This window comes from Streptomyces sp. NRRL S-87, assembly GCF_000719335.1.
Classification (GTDB): Bacteria; Actinomycetota; Actinomycetes; order Streptomycetales; family Streptomycetaceae; genus Streptomyces.
The window spans coordinates 72,885-95,064 of record NZ_JOGB01000010.1 but is presented as its reverse complement, the minus strand read 5'-3'; the positions used below and the strand labels follow the sequence as shown (position 1 = coordinate 95,064).

The following is a 22,180-nucleotide window of genomic DNA, read 5'->3' as shown; positions in this document are numbered from 1 at the left end:
CGACGGTTGCAACCTCCTTAATTTTAAAGGGAATTGACGTGTCATCAGATCAGATGTGCACGTGACATTCTGATATCTCGAGGCCTGTTCCGGTTTGCCGGAATTCTCCGCACGATCCGTCTGGCAGGCTTCCGGGCACCCACTCCTTCGACCAAAGGAATTGAGGTGCGCATGAAGATTCATCGTCGAGAGAAACCTGCCAGGGCCTCGGCGGCGATGGCGGGGGATATCGCCTACACCGGCCTCGGGGGGCCCGCCCATGACACGGTGCGGCTCGGTCCACGACGGCTTCTAGGTCGCGCCGGGGGACGACGGCTAGCGCAAGCGACCGTATGGCACCCGGCACCCACTACACCCTCGGCAGCGGCAGCGGCAGCGGCAGCACAGGCATGGCCGCCGAGCTGCGGGCCAGCCGCAGCGCCGATGGGACGCGCCGTGAGCAACCGTCCGTACCGCGACGAGTGGCTGCCCGACCTCCAGAGCGCGGATGACCGCGCCGCCCGGGTCTGGACGGTCCCCGAGGCCGGCTGACCGTCCTCCAGTCGGCATCCCCACCGGCCGGTCGTCCAGCGGCGGACGGCCGCCCGTGCCTGGCCCGCCGGGGCACCCGCATCCCAGTCCATCAGCCATCGCGCGGGCATGCCGAGAACGAGGCCGTCGTATCGGCGTCGTCGAGTCTGCCGGGGCCCGATGACAGCCCATCACCCCTCGACATGACCGAACCAGAGGTCGCAGTCGCACCCCTCGCCAGCTGCGCCGCAGCCCGGACGGCCGGGTTGCGGGCAGGCAACTTCCCCGAAGCTCTCAGATCAAGGAGCATGATGCACAAACGTCGCACGTCCCCCCGCAAGAAAGCATTGATAGCCGGGATCACCACCGCCCTCTCCGGCGGTCTGCTGTTCGGCTTCGGCGCCCTCGCCCAGGCCGATGCGGTCAGTGGCACGGTCACCGGCGGGCAGGGCCACTACCAGACGGTCAACCACCGTGCCAAGCCGTCCCTCTCGGCCCAGGTCAACGGCTCCTCGAAGGTCGGCGACACGATCCGGATGTCCTGCCGGACCACCGGCGACACCGTGGAGAACAACCCGCGGTGGATCTACACCGGCTCGTACTACATCGCGGACGCGTTCATCCAGGAGAACACCACCTCCCTGCCCGTCTGCGGCTCGAACCCGAACCCGAAACCCACCCGGACGACTCCGACGACCGCGAAGTCGCTCCGGATCGACATGCAGAAGCAGGTCAGGACCCAGTGGTGCTGGGACGCCTCTGGCGTGACCATCGCCAAGTACTGGGGTCGCAACGTCACCCAGGAGCAGTTCTGCCAGCTCGCTGCCCAGGGCACGTGGGTGAACTGCAACAACCAGCCCGCGACGCTGGAGGACATGGCCAACGGCCTGGCCAGGCTGGGAATGAGCAACAGCGGCCGCAGCCTCTACCGCAACGCCTCGTTCAGCGAGTCCGCTGCCGAGATCGCCGCGGGCCGGCCGTTCGCCGTCCGATTCGGCTGGCGCAGCGGCGGCGGCCACATGAACGTCATCTACGGCTACGACCGCACCAGCAACATGATCGCGGTCGGCGACCCGTGGCAGACCACCCAGACCTACACCTGGTGGAACTACAACACGTACGTGAACAACAACCAGTTCCAGTGGACCCACTCGCGCATCGGCATCCAGGGCTGAGGAGAAGACCGACCATGCAGACCACTCAGACCCTGCGACGCGCCAGGCGCGCCGCCGTACGGGCCGCCGTCCTCACCACGGCCACCCTCGCCGCCGCCCTGTGCGGCAGTGTCTCCGCACACGGCGCGGAGGGCGACGGCATCGCGGGCTACCCGTCCGCCCAGCAGACCCTCCGCGACGACCAGCTCCGCGACACCGTCTCCCGCTTCCTGGTCTCGGCCCGACAGGCCGGCACCGCCTCCGCCGCGGACGGCGGCTCGGTCGGCAGCCCGGCCAACGCACCCGCCGCGGTCGGCGCGCCGCCGAGGTTCGACCTCAAGGACCCGGTGCCGATGTTCGAGATCAGCCCCGAGTTCGTGGCCGGCAAGACCCGGGCGACCCCGCAGACCGCACTGCGGCTCTCCTACCTGGCCTCCCGGGTGACCACCTCCGACGGCAGGAACGCCGCCGTACTGCTCGCTCCCAAGGGGGACACCGCCACGAGGGGAAGCGGCCCGCAGAACGTCGGCGCCGAGGGCTGGGAACTGGCCGGCATCCGGGACGGGGACAACGATGTCAGCCTTGCCGAACGCGGCACCCCGCAGAGCCGTGCCTTCACCGAGCCGCAGATCCACGCCTGGTACCGCCTCACCGACGGTGGCATGGTCGAGCCGCTCAACAAGGAGGCGACCACCGGCCTCCGCGGAAAGCGCTCCATGACCCTCGCCGCCTACCAGAAGCTGGTCCACGCCCGGTACGGCGACAAGCTGCCCGGCTCGGAGTACGACCGCAAGGGCCTGGCGGGCGGGTACGCCGGCCTGGCCGAGGGCCGGCCGGCACGGACAGCCGCCGCCGCCCCTGCGATACCCGCGCCCGAGACGTCCTGGCAGCCCGTAGCCGTCACCGGGGCCGCGGTCCTCGCCACCGCTGGCGGCGCCGTGGCGTACGTGCACCGCCGGAGGACGGCCGGCGCCCGCTGACCTGCCCCTTCGGGACGGCCGGGTCCCTCCCGTGTACAGCCTGAGGGCTCGCTCCGCGCATGCCCACGAGCGCGGGAAGGGGATCCGGCCGTGCGGGCGACCACTACGTATCCCCCCGAGCCGACTGCGAGGGTCCCCACGGAGAACCTGCTCGGCTACGGGATCCGGTGAATCGAAGTATTGGGTTGTGATGACAATGCGGCCAATCTGGTCATGTATATGCTCAGCAGCGTCGGCGCTCTGTCGTGACGCACGATGCGAGAAGAGGTCAGGAGCGCGTTTGCGCTCGGTGGGGATCTACACGGCCGTCCTCTCCGTGGCGGCCGGGTCGCTCGTCGGGGCGGGGGTGGTGACGGCGCCGCGGGCGGCCGCGTTGACCGCCCCGGTCGCCATCACGGCGGACGCGCTGCCCACATGGCAGACCAACGGCATCGTGTGGGCCATGGCCCACACGAACGGGGTCGTCTTCGCCGGTGGCACCTTCTCCGCGGTCAGACCGCCAGGTGCACCGGCCGGCAGCAAGGAACGGCCCGCAGTGAACCTCGTGGCACTGAACGCGGCCACGGGCGCGCCAACGTCATGCGCACTGTCGTTCACGGTGAACAGCGGAACGGCGACGGTACGGGCGCTGACGGTGTCGCCGAACCACAAGACCCTCTACGCAGGCGGCCGCTTCGGAGCCGTCAACGGCGTCAAGGTCAGCAACCTGGCGGCCATCGACATCGCCACCTGCACCCCCAAGCCAGGCTTCAGACCGTCGGTGAACGCCACCGTGCGGGCCCTGGCCGCCACCGCCGACAGCGTCTACCTCGGCGGCGACTTCACCAACGTCGCCAACCGGCCCCGCCGCTCCTTCGCATCCGTCACCACCTCGGGTGCGCTGCGCCCCTGGACGGCGGACGCCGACGAACCCGGCCGCGCCGTCGACGTCACCCCGAACGGCCACAACGTCATCCTCGGCGGCGACTTCTTCCACCTCAACGGCGCCGACTCCCACGCGCTCGCCGTCGTCAACAGCAACAGCGGAGCCCTGACCAAGAGTTATCCAGTGGGATTCTTCGCCGCCTCCACAGTGGTGAAGGACATCACGACCGACAGCACCAGCTTCTACACCGCCAGCGAGGCCGTCGGCAGCCAGGACGAAGGCCGGACCGCCATCAGCCTCTCCGACTTCAGCCGGCGCTGGCGGGACCCCTGCAAGGGCGCGACCCAGGCGGTCGAGGTCTACAAGAACGTGGTCTACTCCGCGTCACACGCACACGACTGCAGCGGCATCGACGGGTTTCCCCAGCAGGCCGACGGCGTGCGCCAGCACCTATTGGCCCAGTCGGTCAACGCCCCGGCGCTGCTGGGCTGGACCCCCGATACCAACAACGGGATCGGGGAGGGAGTGGGACCACGCGTCATAACCACCGCCTCCAGGAACGGCACCGACTACCTGTGGGTGGGCGGTGAGTTCACCCACGTGACCGGCACCTCGACCAGCACCCGCGCGGACAGGCCGCAGCAGGGCCTGACCCGCTTCGCCAGTGGCCCGGACACCGGCGCACCGTCGGTGCCGCAGGAGGTCAGGGCCACCAGTACCCGGCGGGGCGAGGTCGACGTCCGTTGGAAGGCCGGCTTCGACCACGACGACAGCAGACTGACCTACCGCGTCTACCGCAACGGCTCCAGCACCCCCGTACGCACCGTCACCGGCTCCTCCATGTACTGGAAACGTCCGCAGCTGACCTTCACCGACACAGGACTCCAGGCCACAGCGACCTACACCTACCGGATCACCGCCAGCGACGGCACGAACACCAGCGCCCTGTCCGCACCCGTCAAGGTCACCACGTCCACGACGCCGCCCCACACAGAGCTGCGCCGCGGCTACAACCCCAGCCAGGGCCACGTCGCCACCTCCCGCGCTCTGCCACCCGGATTCGCCCATGAGGCGACGTGGTACCTGTACACCAGCGCACGGCCCGGCACGGTCAGCCTCTACGAGTGCCAGGTGGGCGGGCACTCCCTCCTGACCCGGGACCCCGGATGCGAGGGCCAGCGCCCGCTGGGCCCCGTCGGCCACATCCGCACCAGCCAGGTACCCGGGACGGTCCCGCTCTACCGCTGCTACGTCCCGGGCAACGGCGACCACTTCGTATCCCCCCGAGTCGACTGCGAGGGTCCCCACACCATGGAGTCCCTGCTCGGCTACGCGATCCCCTGAACCACCCGGGGCGGGAGCCTACGGCTCCGACCCACGCCGGTGTTCGGCGTGATCCCAAGCCCTGGCCCGAACTGTGGACCGGTCGTCCCCGCGGCTGCGGGCCGCCGCGGGGACGACCGGAGACCTAGGCTGGCCGGGGTTCGCCAATGGGCGCGCCCCCCGGGCCGACAGCCCGTGAGCTGCAGCTGCCGTTGGCGACGGAGCCTGGAGCCAGCGCTATGAGCACGGCCTCCCGGTGACCGATCTGCAGCCCGCCGAAGCCGACGGGACCACGGGGACCTGCGTGCGCTTCCTGCCGGACGAAGCCGTACGCTCGCGGTGGTCGTTGACCCCGGACGACCTGGTGCGGTGGTCCGAGTACTGGCCCTACCTGACTGCTCACCTCGACGATCAGCGCGACGGCGCGGACCGGTCAGGTCCGTGACCACGAGGCGGCACGACCGAACCGTGCCGGGGCGGCCGGGAGAGTGCCGCTGCGCCGCCGATGAGGAAGCACGTCGCAGTGCACTGCGTGTCCGTCACCCACGTTCCCCGGCCCTGACCCGCACGCCGCGACGCCCCGTCGCAGGGCGGAGCGTCGCCGCACGCCGGGCGCAGGGGGGCGGCGCTATGAGGACCGGGGGAAGAACCTGACCGGCGTGTCGCCGGTGTAGGGGAACTCGCCCGCAGGCAGGCAGCTGAGGTCACTGCGTCGGGTCAGCCCGTCGCAGTGCTCCGCGCTCAGCCGCATGAAAACCGTGGACGTGTGCGCCCCGGCGCTGAGCGGGGACAGCGGGAGCGACCCGAAGTACGCGAAGGGGATTCCTTCGAACACGGCGAACCGGCGGATGGTCTCGGGGCCGAAAGTGCGGCTCTGCTCCTGTGCCGTACCGATGTCGTTGACGACCCGGATCCCCAGGAACTTGGAGACGAAGTCGTCCATCGGGTTGAACCGCGCGGGCGTGTATCCCCGTGGATAGCGTGCGCGGTCTCCACTGGCCGCCGTACCCCAGCTCGGGAAGGACCTGACCCACTGCTCGCCCACGAACGCCTCACGGCAGGCCGGCGGACCGATGATCCGTTCGCTGATCCCGAGGAAGGTATTGAGATTGGTTCCGTCGGGGCTCAGGCAATTGTGGTCCGCGGGAGGAACGGCCACCCGTGCCGCGGTCGGCGCCTGCCCTTGCGCCGTGCCGGTACCCGTGGCGACCAGCATCGCCGCCAGCGCAGCCGAGACCACGGCCGCGCGCATCCGAATGGGTTTCATGGGGGCTGCTGTCCTTCGGCTCGACTGCGCGATCGAGGCCGAGCATCCCCGCCCCCGTGGCACACCCGGGTCGGCCACGCCGATCGATCTGCCACGCGGCTGACGAATCGTCAGGCAGATGGCGCATCCCCGATCGACGGGTCGACCGGCCCCGACCGCCCCGGGCCCCAAACCGGGCCCCTCCCGGTCAGCTCCACCTCGAGCTCTGCCCGGCGTCTCGGTGCAGGAGACCCAGGACGCCCGACGGATCGCCCGCCGCAGGTGGTGTGTCCCCGCCGCGTCAGGAGTTCTTGGTCTTAAGGGAGTCGTCCTCCAAGGGCATCAGCAGCTTGCGGAGCAGGGATGCCAGCTGCTGGCTCTCCTTGGGGCTGAGGCTCCCGATGAGTTCTCGCTCGTTGGCCAGATGACCTTCGATCAGGCCCTCGGCAACGCTGCGGCCCTCGGCGGTGAGTTGTGTGCGCACCAAGCGTCGGTTGTCGGGGTCGGTGGCGCGGGTGACCAGGCCCTTGGCGACCAACCGGTCGATGCGGTGGGTGAGGGCCGCGGGGCTGATCATCGCGGCGCCGGCCAGGTCGCTCATGCGGAGGGTGTTGCCGCCGCCCGCGCGCAGGAGCGTGGCCAGGATGTCGTACTCCCAGGTCTCCAGTCCGTGTTCGTCGAAGTAGCCCTTGATGCCCTGCTCGAGGAGCCGTGACGCACGGAAGATCCGTAGGACGACGCCGATCGGCTCCGTGTCCAGTCCGGGGCGGATCGCGTCCCACCGCTCGATGACCTCGTCCACCGTGTCGCGCATGACGCCGAGACTACCAGCATGCTTCGACGTCGAACCGTTTGACTCCGACGGGATGCCTCGTTAGCGTTCATTCAACAAAAGCTTCGACGTCAAAACTTTCGCCATGCGACCTTTCGAAGCTAGGTGCGTGCCCTCGGCGGGCACGCCGGAGCGACCAGGAGAAGCCTGTGCACTACGTACTGTTCGTCCGCACCGACGACACACCCGACAGCGCCCTCGGCCACTACCTCACCCACGTCGGCCCGACCCTCGACCCGTTCGGCGGACGGCTGCTCGCCTTCGACAGCCCGACCCGGCTGGAGGGCCCCTCCACGTTCACGAAGACCGCCCTGGTGGCCTTCCCCAGCGACCGGTCCGCGCACGACTGGTACGCCTCGCCCGCGTACCAGGAGCTCGTCGACTGGCGGGTCAAGACGATGGGCCACGAGGTCGACGTCCACCTCATGGCCGGCCTCCCCGACTGACCCCACCCACCCAGGAGAGAGCGGCAGACGGTGGTCAAGGGCGGCTCGGGTCCTGGCCCGTGGTGGTGCCGCCACCCGGCCCACTCCTGCTCAGGCCGCTCAGGAAGCTCCGTTCCCCGGGGCCTTCCCGCCGGCTCGAACGGCCAGAGTGGGCTCGGGAGCGTGGGGGCTTCCTATGAGGGGACCCGCAGCGTTGTTCACTCGGCCATCAGATGCGTGAACAACGCTGCGGGTCATACACGTTTCCCTTGGCCTCGGCAGGAGTCCGTCGCAGGTCAGCTCGCGCTGGAGTTCGCTGGCGGCGGCGAGGGCCCGGAGCGTCAGAACGCGTAGAGCGCGTTGCCGTTCAGAGCCGCGGACATTGCGCACCCGTTGGAGAACGTGTGCTTCCACGCGAGGCGGCTGCCCCGCCAGACGCCATCGGCCGTGACGGTGACGGGGTCGTAGTACAGCGGGCAGGCCCGGTCCGGAGTCTGGGCGGACACAAGGCGGTTGAGCTCGCCGTCGGTGGCGTTGAGGGCGTCGCACGCCGCCCGCGGGTCGGGGTGCGTGCCCTCTGCGGTGTAGGCGCAGCTGAGGACGGTCGCCCGCAGGACGGTGCCCGTGCCCGGGTCGTCCCCCTGGGTGATGGTGAGGACCACGGCGGACGGGGCGTACAGGCTCGCGGGCGCCGCCTCGGCCGCGCCCGTGGCGCCGGCGAGGCAGAGGAGGGCGGCGGCGGAGACTGCGGCTAAGCGGGGGCGCATGACAACACTCACTTTCGATCCGAAGGTCAAAACAGCCGCCATATTCCGTATACGGCGGTGAATTCACGTCGAGCCTGGCAGATGCGAAGGTGGGTCGCACGTCGACGGTCGAATTACGGACAGACGGTGCGGACTCTGGATCACATTGGCGTTCGCACAGCTCCCGCCGGGTGCGGGCGCGGTTGCCCCGCCCGAGTGCGCGCCCCTGCGGCGCCTCCGCGCTGGTGGCGGCCGTGTTCGGTGCACAGGAGGGCCGCCAGGGTGACCGGATCGATCCGGTCAGCGAGTTCGCCCGCTCCCGCCCATCCCGGTCCAGCCGGTAGCCGCCGGACAGGCGCCCGAAGTCCACGCCGTCGACCTCCTCGCCGACCAGCCCCGGCCCGACGGCACGACCCCGTACGGCTCCCCGGACCTGCGCCGGATGCAGGCGGGCCGCCCGGGTCCTCTACGAGATCACGGAGGCCACCGCCACCATCGTGGTCATCCACGTCGGCAGCCCTCGGCTGACGCCCGCGACAGCGCGCAGGCGTACCCCTCCCGCCGCGCCGCGGTCCACGGCACCTGTTCAGCTGACGGGAGGCGCTATTCGAAGCGAGCGGTATCCGCGGCTGGAGCGGACCCACCGCCGCTCGGAGCGCGGCACCCCCCCGAAGCGCTCGCCAACCGGGAACGCAGCACCTCCCACCCGCCGCCTCCCTCGGGTGGGGGAGGCGTATACGTCCGGCGGGCGACGCGGCCGGACTGGTGAGGCCGAAGACTGGGATTCCTGCTGATGGAGGGGGAGTTCGGAGTGGATCGCTGGGACCAGGTCGGGCAGAAGGCAGCCTATGGGGCTGCTCTGGCGCTGTCGCCCTACTTACTGATCAAAGTCTCGTGGGTGGTCGGCTCTCTCGCGGGGGTGCTGCCGATCGGCACGGGGTTCGGGCTGGCGGAGTGGGTGGTGCTCAACACCGTCACGGTCGGTATGGCGGTGATCGGGATCGCTCTGGCGCTCGCGCTGGTGCGCCCGTGGGGGATGCGGATACCGGGGGCCCTGGTCGCCTTCTGTTCCTGGGTGGGGTCGGGGTTCCTCGTCTCGGTGCTGCCTTTCGGTTTGCTCAGTGCCCTCCTGGATGTGGGCGGTGACTCGCAGGGCGGCGGCGGTGACGACCCGGCCATGCCGGTCTGGGAGGGAGTGCTGGTCGAGTTCGGCTTCGTGGGGATGGGTCTGGGGCTGGCTCTCGCCGTCCCGGCGTATCTGCGGCGCCGCTGGCCGGACGCGTTCATCGGACGCGTCGGTGACGGGCCGCCTACGGTGCGGCCGTGGGCGGCCGCCGTCGGTGCCGCAGTCGGCCTGGTCTGGATCTACTGGGCGGCCGGAGGCACTCTGGGAATCGCCCACCCGGCTCATCGGAACACCGACTGGTACGTGCTGGCCACTGTGGGGGGATTCTGGGCACTGACCGGATCCGCCGGCATCTGGACGGTGGCACGGGCACGTCCTGCCAGGCTCCCGCGCTGGCTTCCGCTGACGTTCGGGTGGGTCGGATCAGGCTCACTGTTCGCATGGAGCGCCTGGAAGCTGCCCCTCACGGTGTACGTGGCGCTGGCGGATCCGGCCGATGCCATACCGCCGGAGAACGTCAGCGTCGCGGTGCTGCTGCATCTGTCCGCCGTGATGGCAGGCGCGACGATGATGCGGAGACTGGTCCGCACAGGTAACCGAGTCACCAAGTCCCGTGCCCTGCACGAGATTACCGACCGGTTCGAGGGCTGACTGCAGACAGGCCGAGCACGCCACCCAAAGCACCCGCACGAGCCGGATCACCCCGGCGAACTCGCCCCGCTCAACGCCACCTCCGCGTTGCATCAGATGCGACATCCTGGCGTTGGATGCCCCGCCGCAGGTCAGACCTCACCTACCGTCACCTCGACGAGCCGCAACCCCATCCCCACCTGCCCCGAGCCGTCATTGCGCCAGAGCAGCACGGCGCGTCGAGCCCAACTCCGCCTCCGCGGAGTCGTAGACCTCGGCGGGCACGAAATGGTCGACGTCGAGTCGGGCTGCGTCGGTCACGACGACGTCTTCGTGTGCCCTGCGCCACCCCCCGCCGGTCAGCTCGCAGCCGGCCGCGACCTGCGGCGCCTCGACCACCTCGCTCCGGAGGACTTCGTTTCGGGTGGGGGCTCCGAGCTGCGGATGCGGTCGGCTGCGGGCAGGCTCAGGATGGGATGAGGCATGACCTCGCCAGGGTGGGGGTGAGGAGGACTCGGGGTGGGCTTTGACCAGCTGCCGCCCAGGTGGCTCTTCTCGGGTGATCACGACGCCCTTCTGGCCGCAGTGGCGGGGGCATCGGCCACCGATGCCCCGGAGCAGGCTCGCGAGTACGGGATCCTCCGGAGCATCATGGACGGTACTTCGGCTGCTGTGGCCGTCCTGGACGAACACTTGCGCTATCTGTACGTCAACGCCGCCATGGGCCGGATGGGCGGGGTACCGGCCGCGGCGTTCCTGGGCCGGACCATGACGGAGGTACTGCCGGACATCCATCGCCCCGACGAGATCCTGCGTATGGTCCTCGCCGACGGACAGCCCCGCACCCTGGCGGTCACAGGCACCACTCGCGCGGCCTCGCCGTTCCGGCGCCGTCAGTGGAGCGCGGTCTATCACCGGCTGGAGGACAAAGGGCGGGTGCTCGGCCTGTGCGGCATCGGAGTCGAGGTCAGCGGACTGCGCCAGTACATGGACGATCTGGAGAAGGCCCACCAGCGGCTGGCGCTGCTGGACACCGCAGCCACGCGTGTGGGCACCACGCTCGGTGTGGACCAGACCTGCGCCGAACTGGCCGACTTCGTCACACCGAGTCTGGCCGACGCGGCTGCCGTCGACGTCATCGAGGACGAACCGTTCGGAACACCGCCGCCGGCCCCGGGCATGCTGCGCGTACGCATCGCCGCCGTGGCCGGGGATCCGGACATCCTCCGGCGCATGGAGCGGATCGGAAGAATCGGGGACCACGTCGACGTACCGCGCCGCTCGCCGCTTCGACACTGCTTCGACACCGGCCGACCGTGGATCGGCAACCTCGCGCCCGACGAAGTACTCCGCAAGATGACCCCGAAACGCGAACACGTCGCGGTCCTGCGCGCCGCAGGGATCCACTCCGGCCTTGTCATCCCGCTGCCGACGCGGCAGCACCCGGTCGGCGCCCTGTTCCTGGCCCGGGCCGCGAACTCCGCGCCGTTCACGGATGACGACCTGGTGGTGGCGCAGGACTTGGCCACTCGCGCCGCCGTGGCCATCGACAACGCCCGCCAGTACACCCTCGAACACACCATGGCCCTGGAACTGCAACGCGCCCTGCTGTCCGAGCCCGGGAGCCCTCACCCGGACATCGAGGTGGCCTCCCGCTACCTGCCCGCCGGCCGCAGCGCCCTCGTCGGCGGCGACTGGTTCGACTCCATCGCCCTGCCCCGAGGTCGCACACTCCAGGTCATGGGCGATGTGATGGGCCACGGCTTCACGGCGGCCGTAGCCATGAGCCAGTACCGCTCGCTGCTGCGCAGCCTGGCCCTCTCCAGCACCTCGGTCGAGGGACTCCTCGGCGAAGCCGACCACCGCGTGGCCGGCATCGGCCTCGACCGGGTCGCCACCTGCCTGCTCGCCCTCATCGACCCCCGTCACGGCACCTGCACGATCTCCAGCGCCGGCCACCTGCCCCCGGCACTGCTGAGCACGGAAGGCCGCATCGAACTCCTCCCGGCACCGACCGGTCCGCCGCTGGGCACCGAACTGGGAAGCTACGAGGCACTGACCATCCCCATCCCTCCCGGAGCAGTGCTCCTGCTGTACACCGACGGCCTGGTCGAACAACGAACCCTGGACATCGACGCCTCACTCCAGCGCCTGAAGAACCTGCACCTGACCGTGGACGGCCCCCTGGAGGACATCCTCGACACCCTCCTGGACCACCTGCTGTCCGGCCCTGCCGAGGACGACGTCGCTCTGCTCGCCACCCGCCGCCACACCTGACGGGGGTGGCGGCCGAGACGCTGACGGAGACTCCGAGCGTGCCGTTGCCACGGCGTCAGGGCCGCGAGCGACCGCCTCCGCGGTCGGTCACCTGGCGAGCTCGCGGCGGCAGCGTCCCGGCCCCCGCCTCCGACGGCCTCGTGGGAGGGTTCGGTCGGGCTGGCCGGCGTCGGCGCGTCGAGGCGGAATCCCGCGGCCACCAAGGCGTCGACCGGGATCAGCCACCCGCGCCCCTCGTCACGGGCCACGAGGTCGGCCTTGCCGTTGTCGGTGATGTAGCTCTACCAGGGCACCGGCAAGATCTCCACGCCTTTCACCGCATGGACGAAGGTCGGTGGGGGCTGGAAGGGATATAGCGCCCTGGACTCAGTCGGCGACCCCGAAGCCGCCGGGGGCCACGACCACGTCGCGGCTCGCGAAGGCAACGGGGTCATCGGCCGCCACGGCCGCAGAGACCGCCAGCGCCGCTGCCGCGCGCTGAAGTGTGCTGCTCAAGTGGAGCGCCCACCTGCTGGTCTGACGCCGCCGTTGCTCGTGTGGCACAGTCGCGTAGACCTGCCGCAGCGACGCTGGCGCTCTCGGTCTGCCTGTGCCTGCCCACCGACCATCGGATCCGGCCCCCGCCAAGCGGTCCGGCCGGCAATCGGCGTCATCGCGCGTACCGCGCGCACGTCACGGGACGAAGGCAGTCTCTCCGAGGCCGCTCGTCGTCGTGAACCGCCCCCTATCCTGCGGGAATGATCAAGCCGATTGAACTTGTGATATTTGACTGCGACGGTGTGCTGGTCGACAGCGAGCGCATCGCCGTGCGCATCCAGGTCGCGCTGGGCTCGGAGCTCGGCTGGCCGTTGACTTCGGCGGAAGTTGTCGACCGGTTCATCGGGCGCTCCCGGGAGTCCATCTGCGCCCAGATCGCTCAACGGTTGGGCGAGGAGGCAGCAGCGTTTTGGTGGGACCAGCTGGTCGAGCGTCACCGGGATGAGGTTGATACCGGGCTGGAGGCCGTGGAGGGGCTACCCGAGGCGCTGGCCGAGATCACCCTGCCGGTCTGTGTCGCCTCCAGCGGTTCCCACGAGAAGATGCGGCACACGCTCGGCGTCACTGGACTCTACGACCGGTTTGCGGGTCGCATCTTCAGCTCCACCGAGGTCTCCCACGGCAAGCCGGCCCCTGACCTCTTCCTCCACGCGGCACGACAGATGGGCGTCGACCCTGCGGCGTGCGTCGTGGTCGAGGACCCGCCCCGGTGTCCAGGCCGCCCGCGCCGCCGGGATGCGAGCCTTCGGCTTCGCGGGCGGGCTCACCCCGGCCGAACGTCTCGAGGGCCCTGGCACCATCGTCTTTCACGACATGCGCAAACTCCCCGACCTCCTCAACCAGCAGTAGCCGCCGTCCGGCCACCCAGGGGGAGTCCTGCGACACGAGGGATACCGTCCTCGAGCGCGAAGGCATGAACGTCAAGCGGGACGCTGAGTGTAAGGCGGTGTCCGGCACCTGGGTGTCGGTCTACGACAACAAGACGATCACCGACGCGGGCAAGCTCGACATCGTCCACAGTATTTCAGCGTCCTGAAGACCGAATGTGTGCGCCGCACCCCCTTCGCCACCCGCACCGATGCCGACCTCGCGCTGTTCGCCTATATGGACGGCTGGTACAACACCCGCCGCATCCAAAGGACCTCGGCTGGCTCAGCCCCGACGAATACGAAGCGAAGTACCACGCCGATCAATTTCAAGGACCGGACCATGCGCTTTTCACCGCACGTCAGAAAATGATCACCGCCGAGCATGAATTCGGGCACGCCTACGGCCTGGATCACGTCCTAACCGGATGCGCAAAACCCGGACCTGCTGTCATGAAGCAGGGAACCAGCAAGTTCTACTGCGGAGGCGACGGGCCGTGGTGAAACGACGTACAGGGCGCCATCGCCAAATATTAGAAGGGGGAACAAATGAGAACAGCATGGGCGGCAGGAGCGGTAGGAGCGGCAGCGGCAACTGTGCTGATGACCGGCTGTACGGCTGGCAGCTTTGAGCATTCCAGCATGGACTACGAGTCATACCCCAGTGCGGAGGAACTCACGACCGCTTCCGAAGCCGCCATTACCGGCACGGTCCTTGGCGTCAAGACCAAGGAGTGCGACAAGGGCGGCGATCCCGCGGGAGTACCTACGATCGACCCTACGGACGCTTGGACGGCCGACCCCAACCCTGACCCATCGGTCCAACCGACGACCGCCGCGGAGACGCCGCCCCCTGGCGTCGAAGGTGACGCACCCAGCGGAGCGGACTGTCAACCGATGGTGTTCTTGCGCGTACGAGTAAGTGGAATGATCAAACGCTCCGCCGGCCTGAACGAGGGCGACGAGATCGTAGTCGGCAACATCGATACCAGCAAGACCGACATGGAGGGCGTAACCGAGCTCGTCACCGGACAGCAGTACGCCCTCTACCTCGAACAGCTCTCGCCCGGCGAACATCCCGGCATCACGACCGTGCCCACCTTCTGGATTCCCAAGGGCGGCAATCAGGGCATCTTCATCATCCGCAAGGGCGAAGTGACCCCGGCATCGTCGTCGGTTGTCGCGCTGACCGCCGCGGAAGCGCAGGGACAAGACGGCCCCCAGACAACAGAACGAGCCGCAGGCTCTGATGGCTTCCCCACCACCATTGCGGAGCTGAAGCGCGCAGCCGACCTGGCGGAAGCCCATTCGCGCAAGTAGAACACAGCACAGGCGGCCCCTATCCATACGGCAGGGGCCGGCCGCTCGTGGCGGCTGATGCCCGTTGAGGAGGTCCCGAGGCGGCTGACCTGAACTGAGCCGCCTGGGGGAAGGGCCGCAATGCCGGTTTGGCGGAGGGGGTGTCATGAGTGCGGTCTCTGAGCCGAAGGGGCAGTAGAGCTACCTGGAGATGCTCCCCGGTGGGCCCCGGCCCGGCCCGGTCACCCTGGAGGGGCGTCACGTTCGTCTCGGCGTGGGGGAGCCGGGACGTCTCGGACGTCACGCTGGTACGCCCGGACGCGGTGGCGGAGGTGAGCGCGGACCGGGCTATTGACCAGGGCGTTTTCCGCCACCCGCTGAGGTTCCGGCGGATCCGTCTGGACGTGACCGCCGACGACGTCCCGCCCTTCGGCCAGGGGTCGGCTGCGACGGCCGGCTGACCGTCCGCCGAGCCCTTGGCAATCGCGTTCGGGGGCAGCCCCGATGGGTGCCGGCCCGCCCCACTCTTCGTGCCCTCCGCGACAATTGACCGTGCACGTCCCCTTCGGCCCCGGACCAGGCCGCTCGGCGCCTCGGCGTCCGCAGGGCGGATGGGGACCAGGCGGTCAGGCTCGGTCGTGTTGCCCCGGTCGGCACGGTGGAGATCGACTTCCTGGGGCAGGGCGGCGTCACCGTCAGGACCGCTACGACGCCCCATGCCACCTGCGCGCGGTCGGCTGGACAGTCCCGCTGCGCCCGGTGAGCCCGGCAGGTCGGAGAGCACCTGCAGCGGCCGACGCCGAGCACCCCTGGACCGGGGTGCGGTTCGCCTCGCCTGGGGGAGCCGCGATTTTCTGGACACCACGCTGGTGCGGCCGGAGGTGATGGCGGAGGTCAGCGTGGACCGGGCGGTGGTCCACGGCGGGGTGTTCCGGCATCCGGTCCGCTTCAAGCGGGTCCGGCTGGACCATATTCTTCAACGTCGTGTGGAGGTAGGGCAGTACCTTCCGGCCGGCCTGCCGGGATCGGTCAGCCACCGCTCGTAGGCCCTGCTGATGGCCTCGGACACCATGGACTCGGCGAACGGTGCGAGCCGCGGGTGCTTCCGGGAGAAGGGGGCGGATCAGGGCCTCCTTACACTGATCTGCGGGTTTCGCAGTCACGCTGCGTCCTGGTGTGATTGTCCGTCACAGACGTGGACCGTTTGGCCTGTCGGTTGCGGACAGAGGAATGGCTGTCGCGGGCAAGTGGGGGCACGGGGATGGCAGGGGCACGCCGCCCGAGGGGGTCGTTACAGGGGGCCAAGGCGAGCTGCAGCTGCGCCTGGACGACGCCCGGAAGGGCCAGCTCAAGGCCGGGCGGGTCTTGCTCGAGGTCGGGCAGCTGGTGCTGATGCTCCTGTCCGTGATCGCATCACTGCAGGAGCGCTGCAGGATCCTGGAGATCGTCCAGCAGGAGCCGCCCCGCCGTCGGCCGTGTCCGACGCCGTGCTCAGGGAACTGGAGGAGACCCGGCTGCGCCTGCAGCAGGCCTAGGCACAGCTGGAACAGGCCCGCCAGGAACGTGAGGACGCGGAGGAGATCCGCCTCGGCGCGCACCTGCTCGCCGCGCTGCACGAGCGAGAGTTGGAACGCCTGCCCATGGAGAGCGCCGCTTCCGTCGCCGAGCCGGCAGACGAGGGGGAAGGGGCGGCCCAGGCCTTGGAGAACCTGCAACTCCCGCCGCTCTACGAGTACGACGCTGTCCTGGAACGCAGCGCCGCCCGGCTCCACGCCACCGGCCACGACCTCGGTGCGCTGCGCGACGAACTGGGCCTGCCCGCCGGAGACCATGAGCCAGGTGAGGTACTCGGTGGTTGTCCGCGGACGCGTTGCGGACAGCGAAGGACCTGGTCCCTGCCCGGTGGCCAGTTACGGACACCCAGACCCACAGGACGCCGACGAGCATCTGTCCGCACAGCCCGCGGACACGCGGTTCGGACCCCCTGAGCGCACGGCGGAACGGGACGCCGCGAGCGTTTCGACATTCCCGCGCGCTCCTTCGGCGATCCCGGGCTTACGTCAGTGCGCCTCGGCCCCCGTGAGCCCTACCTCCAGCACGCGTTGCCGGAGAGCATGCTGAGCGGCGTCTCCACGCCCCAGGAGTTCGCGTTCCACCTGCGGGCACTGCATGAATGGGCCGGAGCCCAGGCGAACTCCGACCTTATCGAGCGAGTCTTCGGCATCTCGGAGAGTGCCGAGGCGGAAGGGATCCTGGCCCAGTGGTTCGATGGGCAGAGTCTCCTCATACCTGGAGATAGCACCTGCACCCGCTCCTGGCCGCCCTGGGCGCCTCGCCCGCCGAGGCCGCGGAGTTCAGGGGAGCCTTTATCAGGACGGTCCGCGCTCACCCCACCTACCCGAGCGGCGGCAAGCCCCCGGAACCGGCGCGCTGGAAGGCTCAGCCCACCCTGCGGCGTGTGCCCGGCTGGATCCTCGACGTGCTGGTCCTGGCGACGCTGGCCACCCTTGCCGCAGCGCTCACCGCCGGCCTCCAGGCCGACCCCCGCCCCTCGCTCCGGGTCACGCTCGCGTACGGTGGCGGCCTGATCCTCGTCTTCGTTCTCCTGGTTCACTGGCGCGGGGGGACGCAGCTCTTTGACCGCTGCGTTAGCGGGGCGATGATCGCTGGGTTCGGCCTGCCCTGGGTCATTGGAACCGACGTGTGGGGACGTTGGCTCGCGGAGGCCGTGGGCTTGCTGTAGCTCACCACAGCGGTTCAAGGGGTGCGGATGACTGCTCCGGAGACGAACCACTGCGCGAGCGTGGCGGCGAGGTGCACGCCGGCCCGAGCCGCCCCAAGGCTCTGGGGCACGATGCCCCTCAGGGCGCGGTGCCGTGAGGTCCGTCCGAGAGGGAGAGACCCCCGACGATGACCGCGTACCAGCCGTGTGGCGGTCGCGGGAAAGGCTTGATAGCGGAGCGGGAATCGTGGACGACGGACGAGTTCGGAACGTCGCAGGAGGGCGCGGTCAGCGTGGTCGGGCCGGACGGCACCGTCCCGGGCGGTGCCGCCGATGGTGGTGATGCCGTAGCAGGCGAGCCTCCGGGCGGTCGTGGGCCGATCCCGGGCAGGGCGGCGGCCTGCTTCGGTCGACGTCTGCCGGTGCGGTGAGGTTCCCACGGTGGGGAGCCTCACCGCACACGGAGCTACTGGGAGGACGCCGGCGGGTCGAAGGTGCCGCTCTCACCGGGCGGGCACGTAGTGACTGCTACGGCGAGTGCTGTGACCGGAAACGTTCACCGGTTCCGCTGAGAGGGCACCCGCGTACTCTGCTGCGAGAGATGGGTCGGTTGGTGACGGAGGAACATTGACAGCGCAGGAAGCACCGGTGGCACGTCTACGGGTTCAGAACAACGGTGTCGAGCTGTTGGAGTTGGTCCTGGAGTGCTATGGGAGTGACCACTGGCTGCGTCCCGGTGAGACTTTTGTCGTCTGGACGGTTGGCTCCTCCGAAGGAGATCCCTGGCCTGGGACGACACTCGGCAACGAGCCCTTCCAGGTGGACTACCGGCCAGGTTCGGTAACGGTGCACTTCAACGGGGTCCATGGATATGTCACGGATGTCGCCGGCCACGAGATCGACTGCGGCCACAGGCGCCCGGCCGACGCCGAGAGAGTGTGACCCGGGCGTCCGGGGAGGGTCAGGCCACCTTCAGCGGCCGTCCGCCCCAGCGGATGCCTTTCTCGCAGCGGATGCGGGCGCGTTCGCGGCGTTGGGCGGCCAGGAGATCAGGGTGGCGGGCGTTCTGGTTTCGCCAGCGCAGGTAGGCGTGAAGGGCCCGGGTCTGGACGGTGTGGTTGGGGTGGTGGGAGCTGGCGAGGGTGAACTGCCGTAGCGGTCCGAAGTGGGCCTCAATGGGGTTGGCCCAGGACGCTTGGGTGGGTGTGAAGCACAGCTCGACCTTGTTCCTGGCCGCCCACCTGCGGATCTTCCAGTTCAAGTGGGCGGAGAGGTTGTCCAGGATCACGTAGATCGGGCCGCCGTCCGGGCGGGCTGCTCGGATCGACCGCAGGGCGGCCCAGGTTGGTCGATGCCCTTGCGGCGCCGGTTGATACCCCACAGCTTGTCGTCGCCGAACGGAGTAGCAGCCGTGGAAGTGGGTGATGCCGTGGGTGCGGCGGTAGGTGGCGGGCAGCCGGTCGGGGCGGCTCTGTTCGGCCCAGCACGAGCCGGCGGTGGGGCGGATGCCCAGTGGCCCGAACTCGTCGAAGGCGAACGTGCGGTACGGACGTTCGTTGACCGCGTACTCGATGCGCTCCAGCTTGGCGTCGGTCCGGGGACTCTTTCCAGGTCTTCGTCCGCTGGAAGGTGATCCCGCGGCGGGCCAGTAAGCACCGCAAGGCCTCGCGGCCGATCCGGACGGGCCTGGCTATGTTGCGGCACAGGTGGTCGGCAAGTTTGCGGACCGGCCAGCGGGTGAAGGGCTTGCCCAGCACGGTCGGGCGGGTAGCGGCCAGCCGGATGACGAAGTCCTCGTCGTCACTGCTCAGCAGGCGGGGACGGCCTCCCGCCCACTGAGGGTTAATGCATGCGAGCCCGATCTCGTTGAAGCGGTGGATCACGTCACGGACGGTGTCCTCGTCCCCCTGGACCAGACGCGCGATCACCGGGACCGCGCTGCCGCCGGCCGAGGCCAGCAGCATCATCGCCCGCCGAATCCGCACCGAGCTCGTACTGCCCCGTCGAACGATCTGCTGGAGCTTCTGCCCCTCCTGCTCCGTCAGCCTCCGGACCCTGACCGGTGGTGCCACCCCGCCCCCCTACCGGTTGGAACCGACATCACTTCCAACCAGCACAACGAGCAACCCGGTGAACCTATGCGGTCACAGCACTCGGTCGGACCGGGATGTGGGCATCGAGGGCAGCGTTGTCCAGGCGTTGGTGGCGGGGTTGTACGACTCCACTTTTGCCACGACGTCGCCAGCGGTGCCGCCTACGGCGTAGAGGCAGGTGCCGGTGTGTCCCTGCGGGCAGGGAGCGGCCGCAGCCCCCAAACCACTTCGAGGAGTGGACATCGACATCACCGTGCTCCAGGCGTTGGTCGGCCGGGACATAGGACTCCACCCTTGCCACGATGCCGCGGGCACGGATCCGGTCATGTCCAGGTGTCGACCGAGAAGACCAGCTTCACCTTCACGGTGACCAGCGACGACTACTTCGACGACCCCGGCTCCACCATCACGTTCGCCATCATTGAACGGGACAACGATCTGTACACGGGCATCGCGCCTGCGCCGCTTCAGCGGGCCAGGCGCCGCCCCATGACGGTCGCGGCCCAGGCTGGCTGCAGTTCTCGCGGGGAGGTGCTCACCGCACACAGCAGGGGCCTGGCCGGTGCCAGCCCGTCCCGGGAATCAACCGCGCGGCGGGCGTGGGCACGGGTGCGTGCCGGACGGCCTCCCCAGCCGCCCGGCACACTGGCCCCACGAGGCCGGTCCGCCGCCCGCCCACCGTCGCGTCATCGCCATCGTCCGGGCCGGCTGGGGATGGCCGCGGTGGTGGCGGGGGAGGTCTCGGCAGGCGTTTGGGTGGTCGTGGCGTGTCCCCTCGCTGAGGGGTAGCTCCCTTCGGCATCGGTCAAGGGCCACGGGGCGGAGTGCGTCTGCGCTCAGGTAGGAGCCGGGGGCCGCCTCGCCCAACGACGACCATCTGACCATTCCCAACCGGGCCTGGAAAAGCACCTGGCCGCAGCCGCCGCTCAACCCCGCTCAGCTCGCCCTCGTCGCCAACGGCCTCTTCGACGTCAAAGCCACCCCAGCACAGATGGCCATGCTGATGGCCACCATCGGCAACGGCGGCATCCGCGTCACACCCACCCTCCTTGCCCACCCCGAAAGGAAGGACCGCCCGGTTCGGGCCATCTCACAGCGAACCGCCGACCAGCTACGCTCTGCCCTCCAAGCACCAGTCACGGCATGGGTCCCCTCCGCTTCCGCCACGTGGAGCCTGTCCCTCTCGCAGACGGCCGGGGGGCAGCCGATGGCTATCGCCGTGTTCCTGTCCCCCTCAGGCAACGCCACCGAGGCCGCGCGCGGAATCGCCCAGCAGATCACCGAGGCCGCCAAGCAGTGACCGTCGCCGCCAGGATCACACTGGCGACCCACTCGAGATTCGGCACGCACCACACGACTCCTCCTCGGCGCTCCACGCCGTCGCCTGTGCGCCACGAGACCCGTTGGCTGGCGGCTCTGGCTGGACGCGACGTCCGTGTTGCAGGACGCGATTACGACGTAAGCCTCCGGCCGCCGAGTAGCCGCGCGCTTGAGCCCCCACCCATCGGGGCAGGGGGTCCGTGCTGATCGGGCCTAACTGATCGTTTCAGAATGCCGTCCTGCGGAGACGCTGCTGGCCCATGGAACAATCCCTTCAGTCACGGGCTCAGGGGGATGACGCCGTATGGAACGGGTTGGGGATGCACGGGGGCTCGTGCTTGGTTACGTCGACGCTCTGAAGGCGGTTGACGAGGTGATGAGGGCGGCGATCCCCTCGCTTGAGCGACTCGCAGATGTCCTCAGCCTGGTCCGCGCGCCGGATCAGCCGGAGTGGGCAGGTGGCCTCGCAGCTGCTGGTAGCGGCGGGCCTCGCTCATCGGCATGGTGTCACTCGCTCTCACGCTCCCGGTCTTCATGGGTGGGGGCCTGCCGCAGCCGGTCGGCGACGGCGGCGTAGTGAGACAGGTCGATCACGACCCGGTTCGCGACGTCTGTTTCAGGTCGGCCGCGAAGCTTTTCGGCTTCCGCCTGGGCCGCGGCCGACGGGGGCCGGCGGACTTTGGTGCGGCAGGGAGCCTTGTCGGAGAACGAAGCGAGAACGGCTCGTTCGAGGGCAATGACGTGCCGGGCGTCCCGGATGGTCTGCCCGGCTCCGTCCGGTGCCCGGCGGTGGTGGGCGATGACCGCGCGGCCGGCGGTGACCACCTGCAGGTCGTCCTCGCCGAGGCGGATCCGGACCGTGACGTGCGCGCCGGTCAGCCCCGGCGGAACAGAGTAATGGTTGCCGGCGGAGGAGACGAGTCCTTGCGGACTGACGACGCGGGTCTGCTCCAGCTCGGCGGGGGACGGGCGGTTCGGCAGTCCCAGTAGCGGCTCGGCTTCCGCGCAACGCGGCGACCGTGGTCGACGCTCCGTCGAGCTTGCGTTTGCGGCTGTCCATCTGGACGGCCAGCTTGTCCACGCCGTTCTGGCCCGCCCCGATGCTGATGCCGTCCGGTACGGTTCGCCACCAGCGTTGGGCCGCTGAGTGGTTGGCCTTCTCAACGACGCCCTTTCGGTGCCCCGCCGGGGCGGACAGATGTCGATGCCGGCTCCGTATTCTCTGAACT

At 69.5% G+C, this 22,180-nt stretch carries 19 protein-coding genes and 4 pseudogenes; 14 read left to right on the top strand and 9 right to left on the bottom strand.

The features are described from left to right. Positions 1-818: 818 nt before the first annotated feature. The 4 genes from IF43_RS37890 to IF43_RS42055 all read left to right on the top strand — a co-directional run bounded on the left by IF43_RS37890 (position 819) and on the right by IF43_RS42055 (position 5,277). Positions 819-1,685 (top strand): papain-like cysteine protease family protein, encoded by an 867-nt coding sequence (locus tag IF43_RS37890; protein ID WP_158939248.1) that lies wholly within the window; start codon positions 819-821, stop codon positions 1,683-1,685. Between the two features lie 14 nt (positions 1,686-1,699). Then, the gene (locus tag IF43_RS0108920) at positions 1,700-2,644 is read left to right on the top strand and encodes a hypothetical protein (protein ID WP_037887801.1); all 945 of its coding nucleotides are present in this window, start codon (positions 1,700-1,702) and stop codon (positions 2,642-2,644) included. A gap of 316 nt (positions 2,645-2,960) precedes the next feature. Further along, the gene (locus IF43_RS0108915) at positions 2,961-4,853 is read left to right on the top strand and encodes a fibronectin type III domain-containing protein (RefSeq protein WP_234332042.1); all 1,893 of its coding nucleotides are present in this window, start codon (positions 2,961-2,963) and stop codon (positions 4,851-4,853) included. A 235-nt stretch (positions 4,854-5,088) separates the two neighbouring features. Then, positions 5,089-5,277, top strand: coding sequence for a hypothetical protein (locus IF43_RS42055; protein WP_030196454.1), 189 nt, complete (start codon positions 5,089-5,091; stop codon positions 5,275-5,277). A gap of 183 nt (positions 5,278-5,460) precedes the next feature. Here the strand turns inward: IF43_RS42055 and IF43_RS0108905 are convergent, their stop codons facing one another. Together IF43_RS0108905 and IF43_RS0108900 are read right to left on the bottom strand one after the other, a co-directional pair. Beyond that, positions 5,461-6,084, bottom strand: a complete 624-nt coding sequence (locus IF43_RS0108905) for a hypothetical protein (RefSeq protein ID WP_030196452.1) — start codon at positions 6,082-6,084, stop codon at positions 5,461-5,463. A gap of 295 nt (positions 6,085-6,379) precedes the next feature. After that, positions 6,380-6,892 carry a MarR family winged helix-turn-helix transcriptional regulator gene (locus IF43_RS0108900; protein ID WP_030196450.1) on the bottom strand — a complete coding sequence of 171 codons (513 nt, stop codon included), beginning with the start codon at positions 6,890-6,892 and terminating at the stop codon, positions 6,380-6,382. A gap of 167 nt (positions 6,893-7,059) precedes the next feature. Between IF43_RS0108900 and IF43_RS36260 the strand changes: the two genes are divergently transcribed. Then, positions 7,060-7,356, top strand: a complete 297-nt coding sequence (locus IF43_RS36260) for a DUF1330 domain-containing protein (protein WP_037887799.1) — start codon at positions 7,060-7,062, stop codon at positions 7,354-7,356. 320 nt (positions 7,357-7,676) lie between these two features. Here the strand turns inward: IF43_RS36260 and IF43_RS0108890 are convergent, their stop codons facing one another. After that, positions 7,677-8,102: a subtilase-type protease inhibitor gene (locus tag IF43_RS0108890; RefSeq protein WP_030196446.1), complete on the bottom strand. Its 426-nt coding sequence runs from the start codon at positions 8,100-8,102 to the stop codon at positions 7,677-7,679. 343 nt (positions 8,103-8,445) lie between these two features. On the opposite strand from IF43_RS0108890, the pseudogene IF43_RS42540 reads away from it, so the two are divergent. Then, positions 8,446-8,596, top strand: a pseudogene (locus IF43_RS42540) (type II toxin-antitoxin system RelE/ParE family toxin); the annotation flags it as partial. Positions 8,597-8,874: 278 nt separating this feature from the next. Continuing rightward, a complete protein-coding gene (locus IF43_RS0108885; protein WP_234332037.1) occupies positions 8,875-9,858 on the top strand; it encodes a hypothetical protein in 984 nt (327 codons plus the stop codon). Between the two features lie 192 nt (positions 9,859-10,050). Here the strand turns inward: IF43_RS0108885 and IF43_RS42535 are convergent, their stop codons facing one another. Further along, positions 10,051-10,236: a hypothetical protein gene (locus tag IF43_RS42535; RefSeq protein ID WP_030196441.1), complete on the bottom strand. Its 186-nt coding sequence runs from the start codon at positions 10,234-10,236 to the stop codon at positions 10,051-10,053. A 252-nt stretch (positions 10,237-10,488) separates the two neighbouring features. On the opposite strand from IF43_RS42535, the gene IF43_RS0108875 reads away from it, so the two are divergent. Then, positions 10,489-12,114, top strand: a complete 1,626-nt coding sequence (locus IF43_RS0108875; RefSeq protein ID WP_051794963.1) for a SpoIIE family protein phosphatase — start codon at positions 10,489-10,491, stop codon at positions 12,112-12,114. A gap of 366 nt (positions 12,115-12,480) precedes the next feature. Here the strand turns inward: IF43_RS0108875 and IF43_RS43415 are convergent, their stop codons facing one another. Further along, on the bottom strand, positions 12,481-12,609 hold the full coding sequence (locus IF43_RS43415; RefSeq protein WP_267884741.1) for a hypothetical protein: 129 nt from the start codon (positions 12,607-12,609) through the stop codon (positions 12,481-12,483). A 242-nt stretch (positions 12,610-12,851) separates the two neighbouring features. On the opposite strand from IF43_RS43415, the pseudogene IF43_RS36255 reads away from it, so the two are divergent. The 5 genes and pseudogenes from IF43_RS36255 (at position 12,852) to IF43_RS0108830 (ending at position 17,559) form a co-directional block, all read left to right on the top strand. Continuing rightward, positions 12,852-13,500: pseudogene (locus IF43_RS36255) on the top strand (HAD family hydrolase). A gap of 64 nt (positions 13,501-13,564) precedes the next feature. Further along, a complete protein-coding gene (locus IF43_RS43410) occupies positions 13,565-13,687 on the top strand; it encodes a hypothetical protein (RefSeq protein WP_267884740.1) in 123 nt (40 codons plus the stop codon). Between the two features lie 11 nt (positions 13,688-13,698). Further along, a complete protein-coding gene (locus IF43_RS39185; RefSeq protein WP_158939246.1) occupies positions 13,699-13,890 on the top strand; it encodes a hypothetical protein in 192 nt (63 codons plus the stop codon). Between the two features lie 269 nt (positions 13,891-14,159). Continuing rightward, positions 14,160-14,837, top strand: a complete 678-nt coding sequence (locus tag IF43_RS41540) for a hypothetical protein (protein ID WP_158939244.1) — start codon at positions 14,160-14,162, stop codon at positions 14,835-14,837. 2,437 nt (positions 14,838-17,274) lie between these two features. After that, the gene (locus tag IF43_RS0108830) at positions 17,275-17,559 is read left to right on the top strand and encodes a hypothetical protein (protein ID WP_030196425.1); all 285 of its coding nucleotides are present in this window, start codon (positions 17,275-17,277) and stop codon (positions 17,557-17,559) included. Between the two features lie 940 nt (positions 17,560-18,499). On the opposite strand, the gene IF43_RS42530 is transcribed toward IF43_RS0108830, so the two are convergent. The 3 genes and pseudogenes from IF43_RS42530 to IF43_RS43865 form a co-directional block, all read right to left on the bottom strand. Then, entirely contained in the window at positions 18,500-19,045 is a 546-nt protein-coding gene (locus IF43_RS42530; protein ID WP_234332041.1) for a transposase, read from the bottom strand. 208 nt (positions 19,046-19,253) lie between these two features. Continuing rightward, positions 19,254-19,502 (bottom strand): annotated as a pseudogene (locus IF43_RS42525) (helix-turn-helix domain-containing protein); the annotation flags it as partial. A gap of 180 nt (positions 19,503-19,682) precedes the next feature. Continuing rightward, positions 19,683-19,874 (bottom strand): Kelch repeat-containing protein, encoded by a 192-nt coding sequence (locus IF43_RS43865; RefSeq protein ID WP_369405185.1) that lies wholly within the window; start codon positions 19,872-19,874, stop codon positions 19,683-19,685. A gap of 634 nt (positions 19,875-20,508) precedes the next feature. Between IF43_RS43865 and IF43_RS43860 the strand changes: the two are divergent. Then, a pseudogene (locus IF43_RS43860) lies at positions 20,509-20,763 on the top strand (penicillin-binding transpeptidase domain-containing protein); the annotation flags it as partial. A 695-nt stretch (positions 20,764-21,458) separates the two neighbouring features. Here IF43_RS43860 and IF43_RS42050 read toward each other — a convergent pair. Further along, positions 21,459-21,776 carry a hypothetical protein gene (locus IF43_RS42050; protein ID WP_199922694.1) on the bottom strand — a complete coding sequence of 106 codons (318 nt, stop codon included), beginning with the start codon at positions 21,774-21,776 and terminating at the stop codon, positions 21,459-21,461. Positions 21,777-22,180 lie beyond the last annotated feature (404 nt).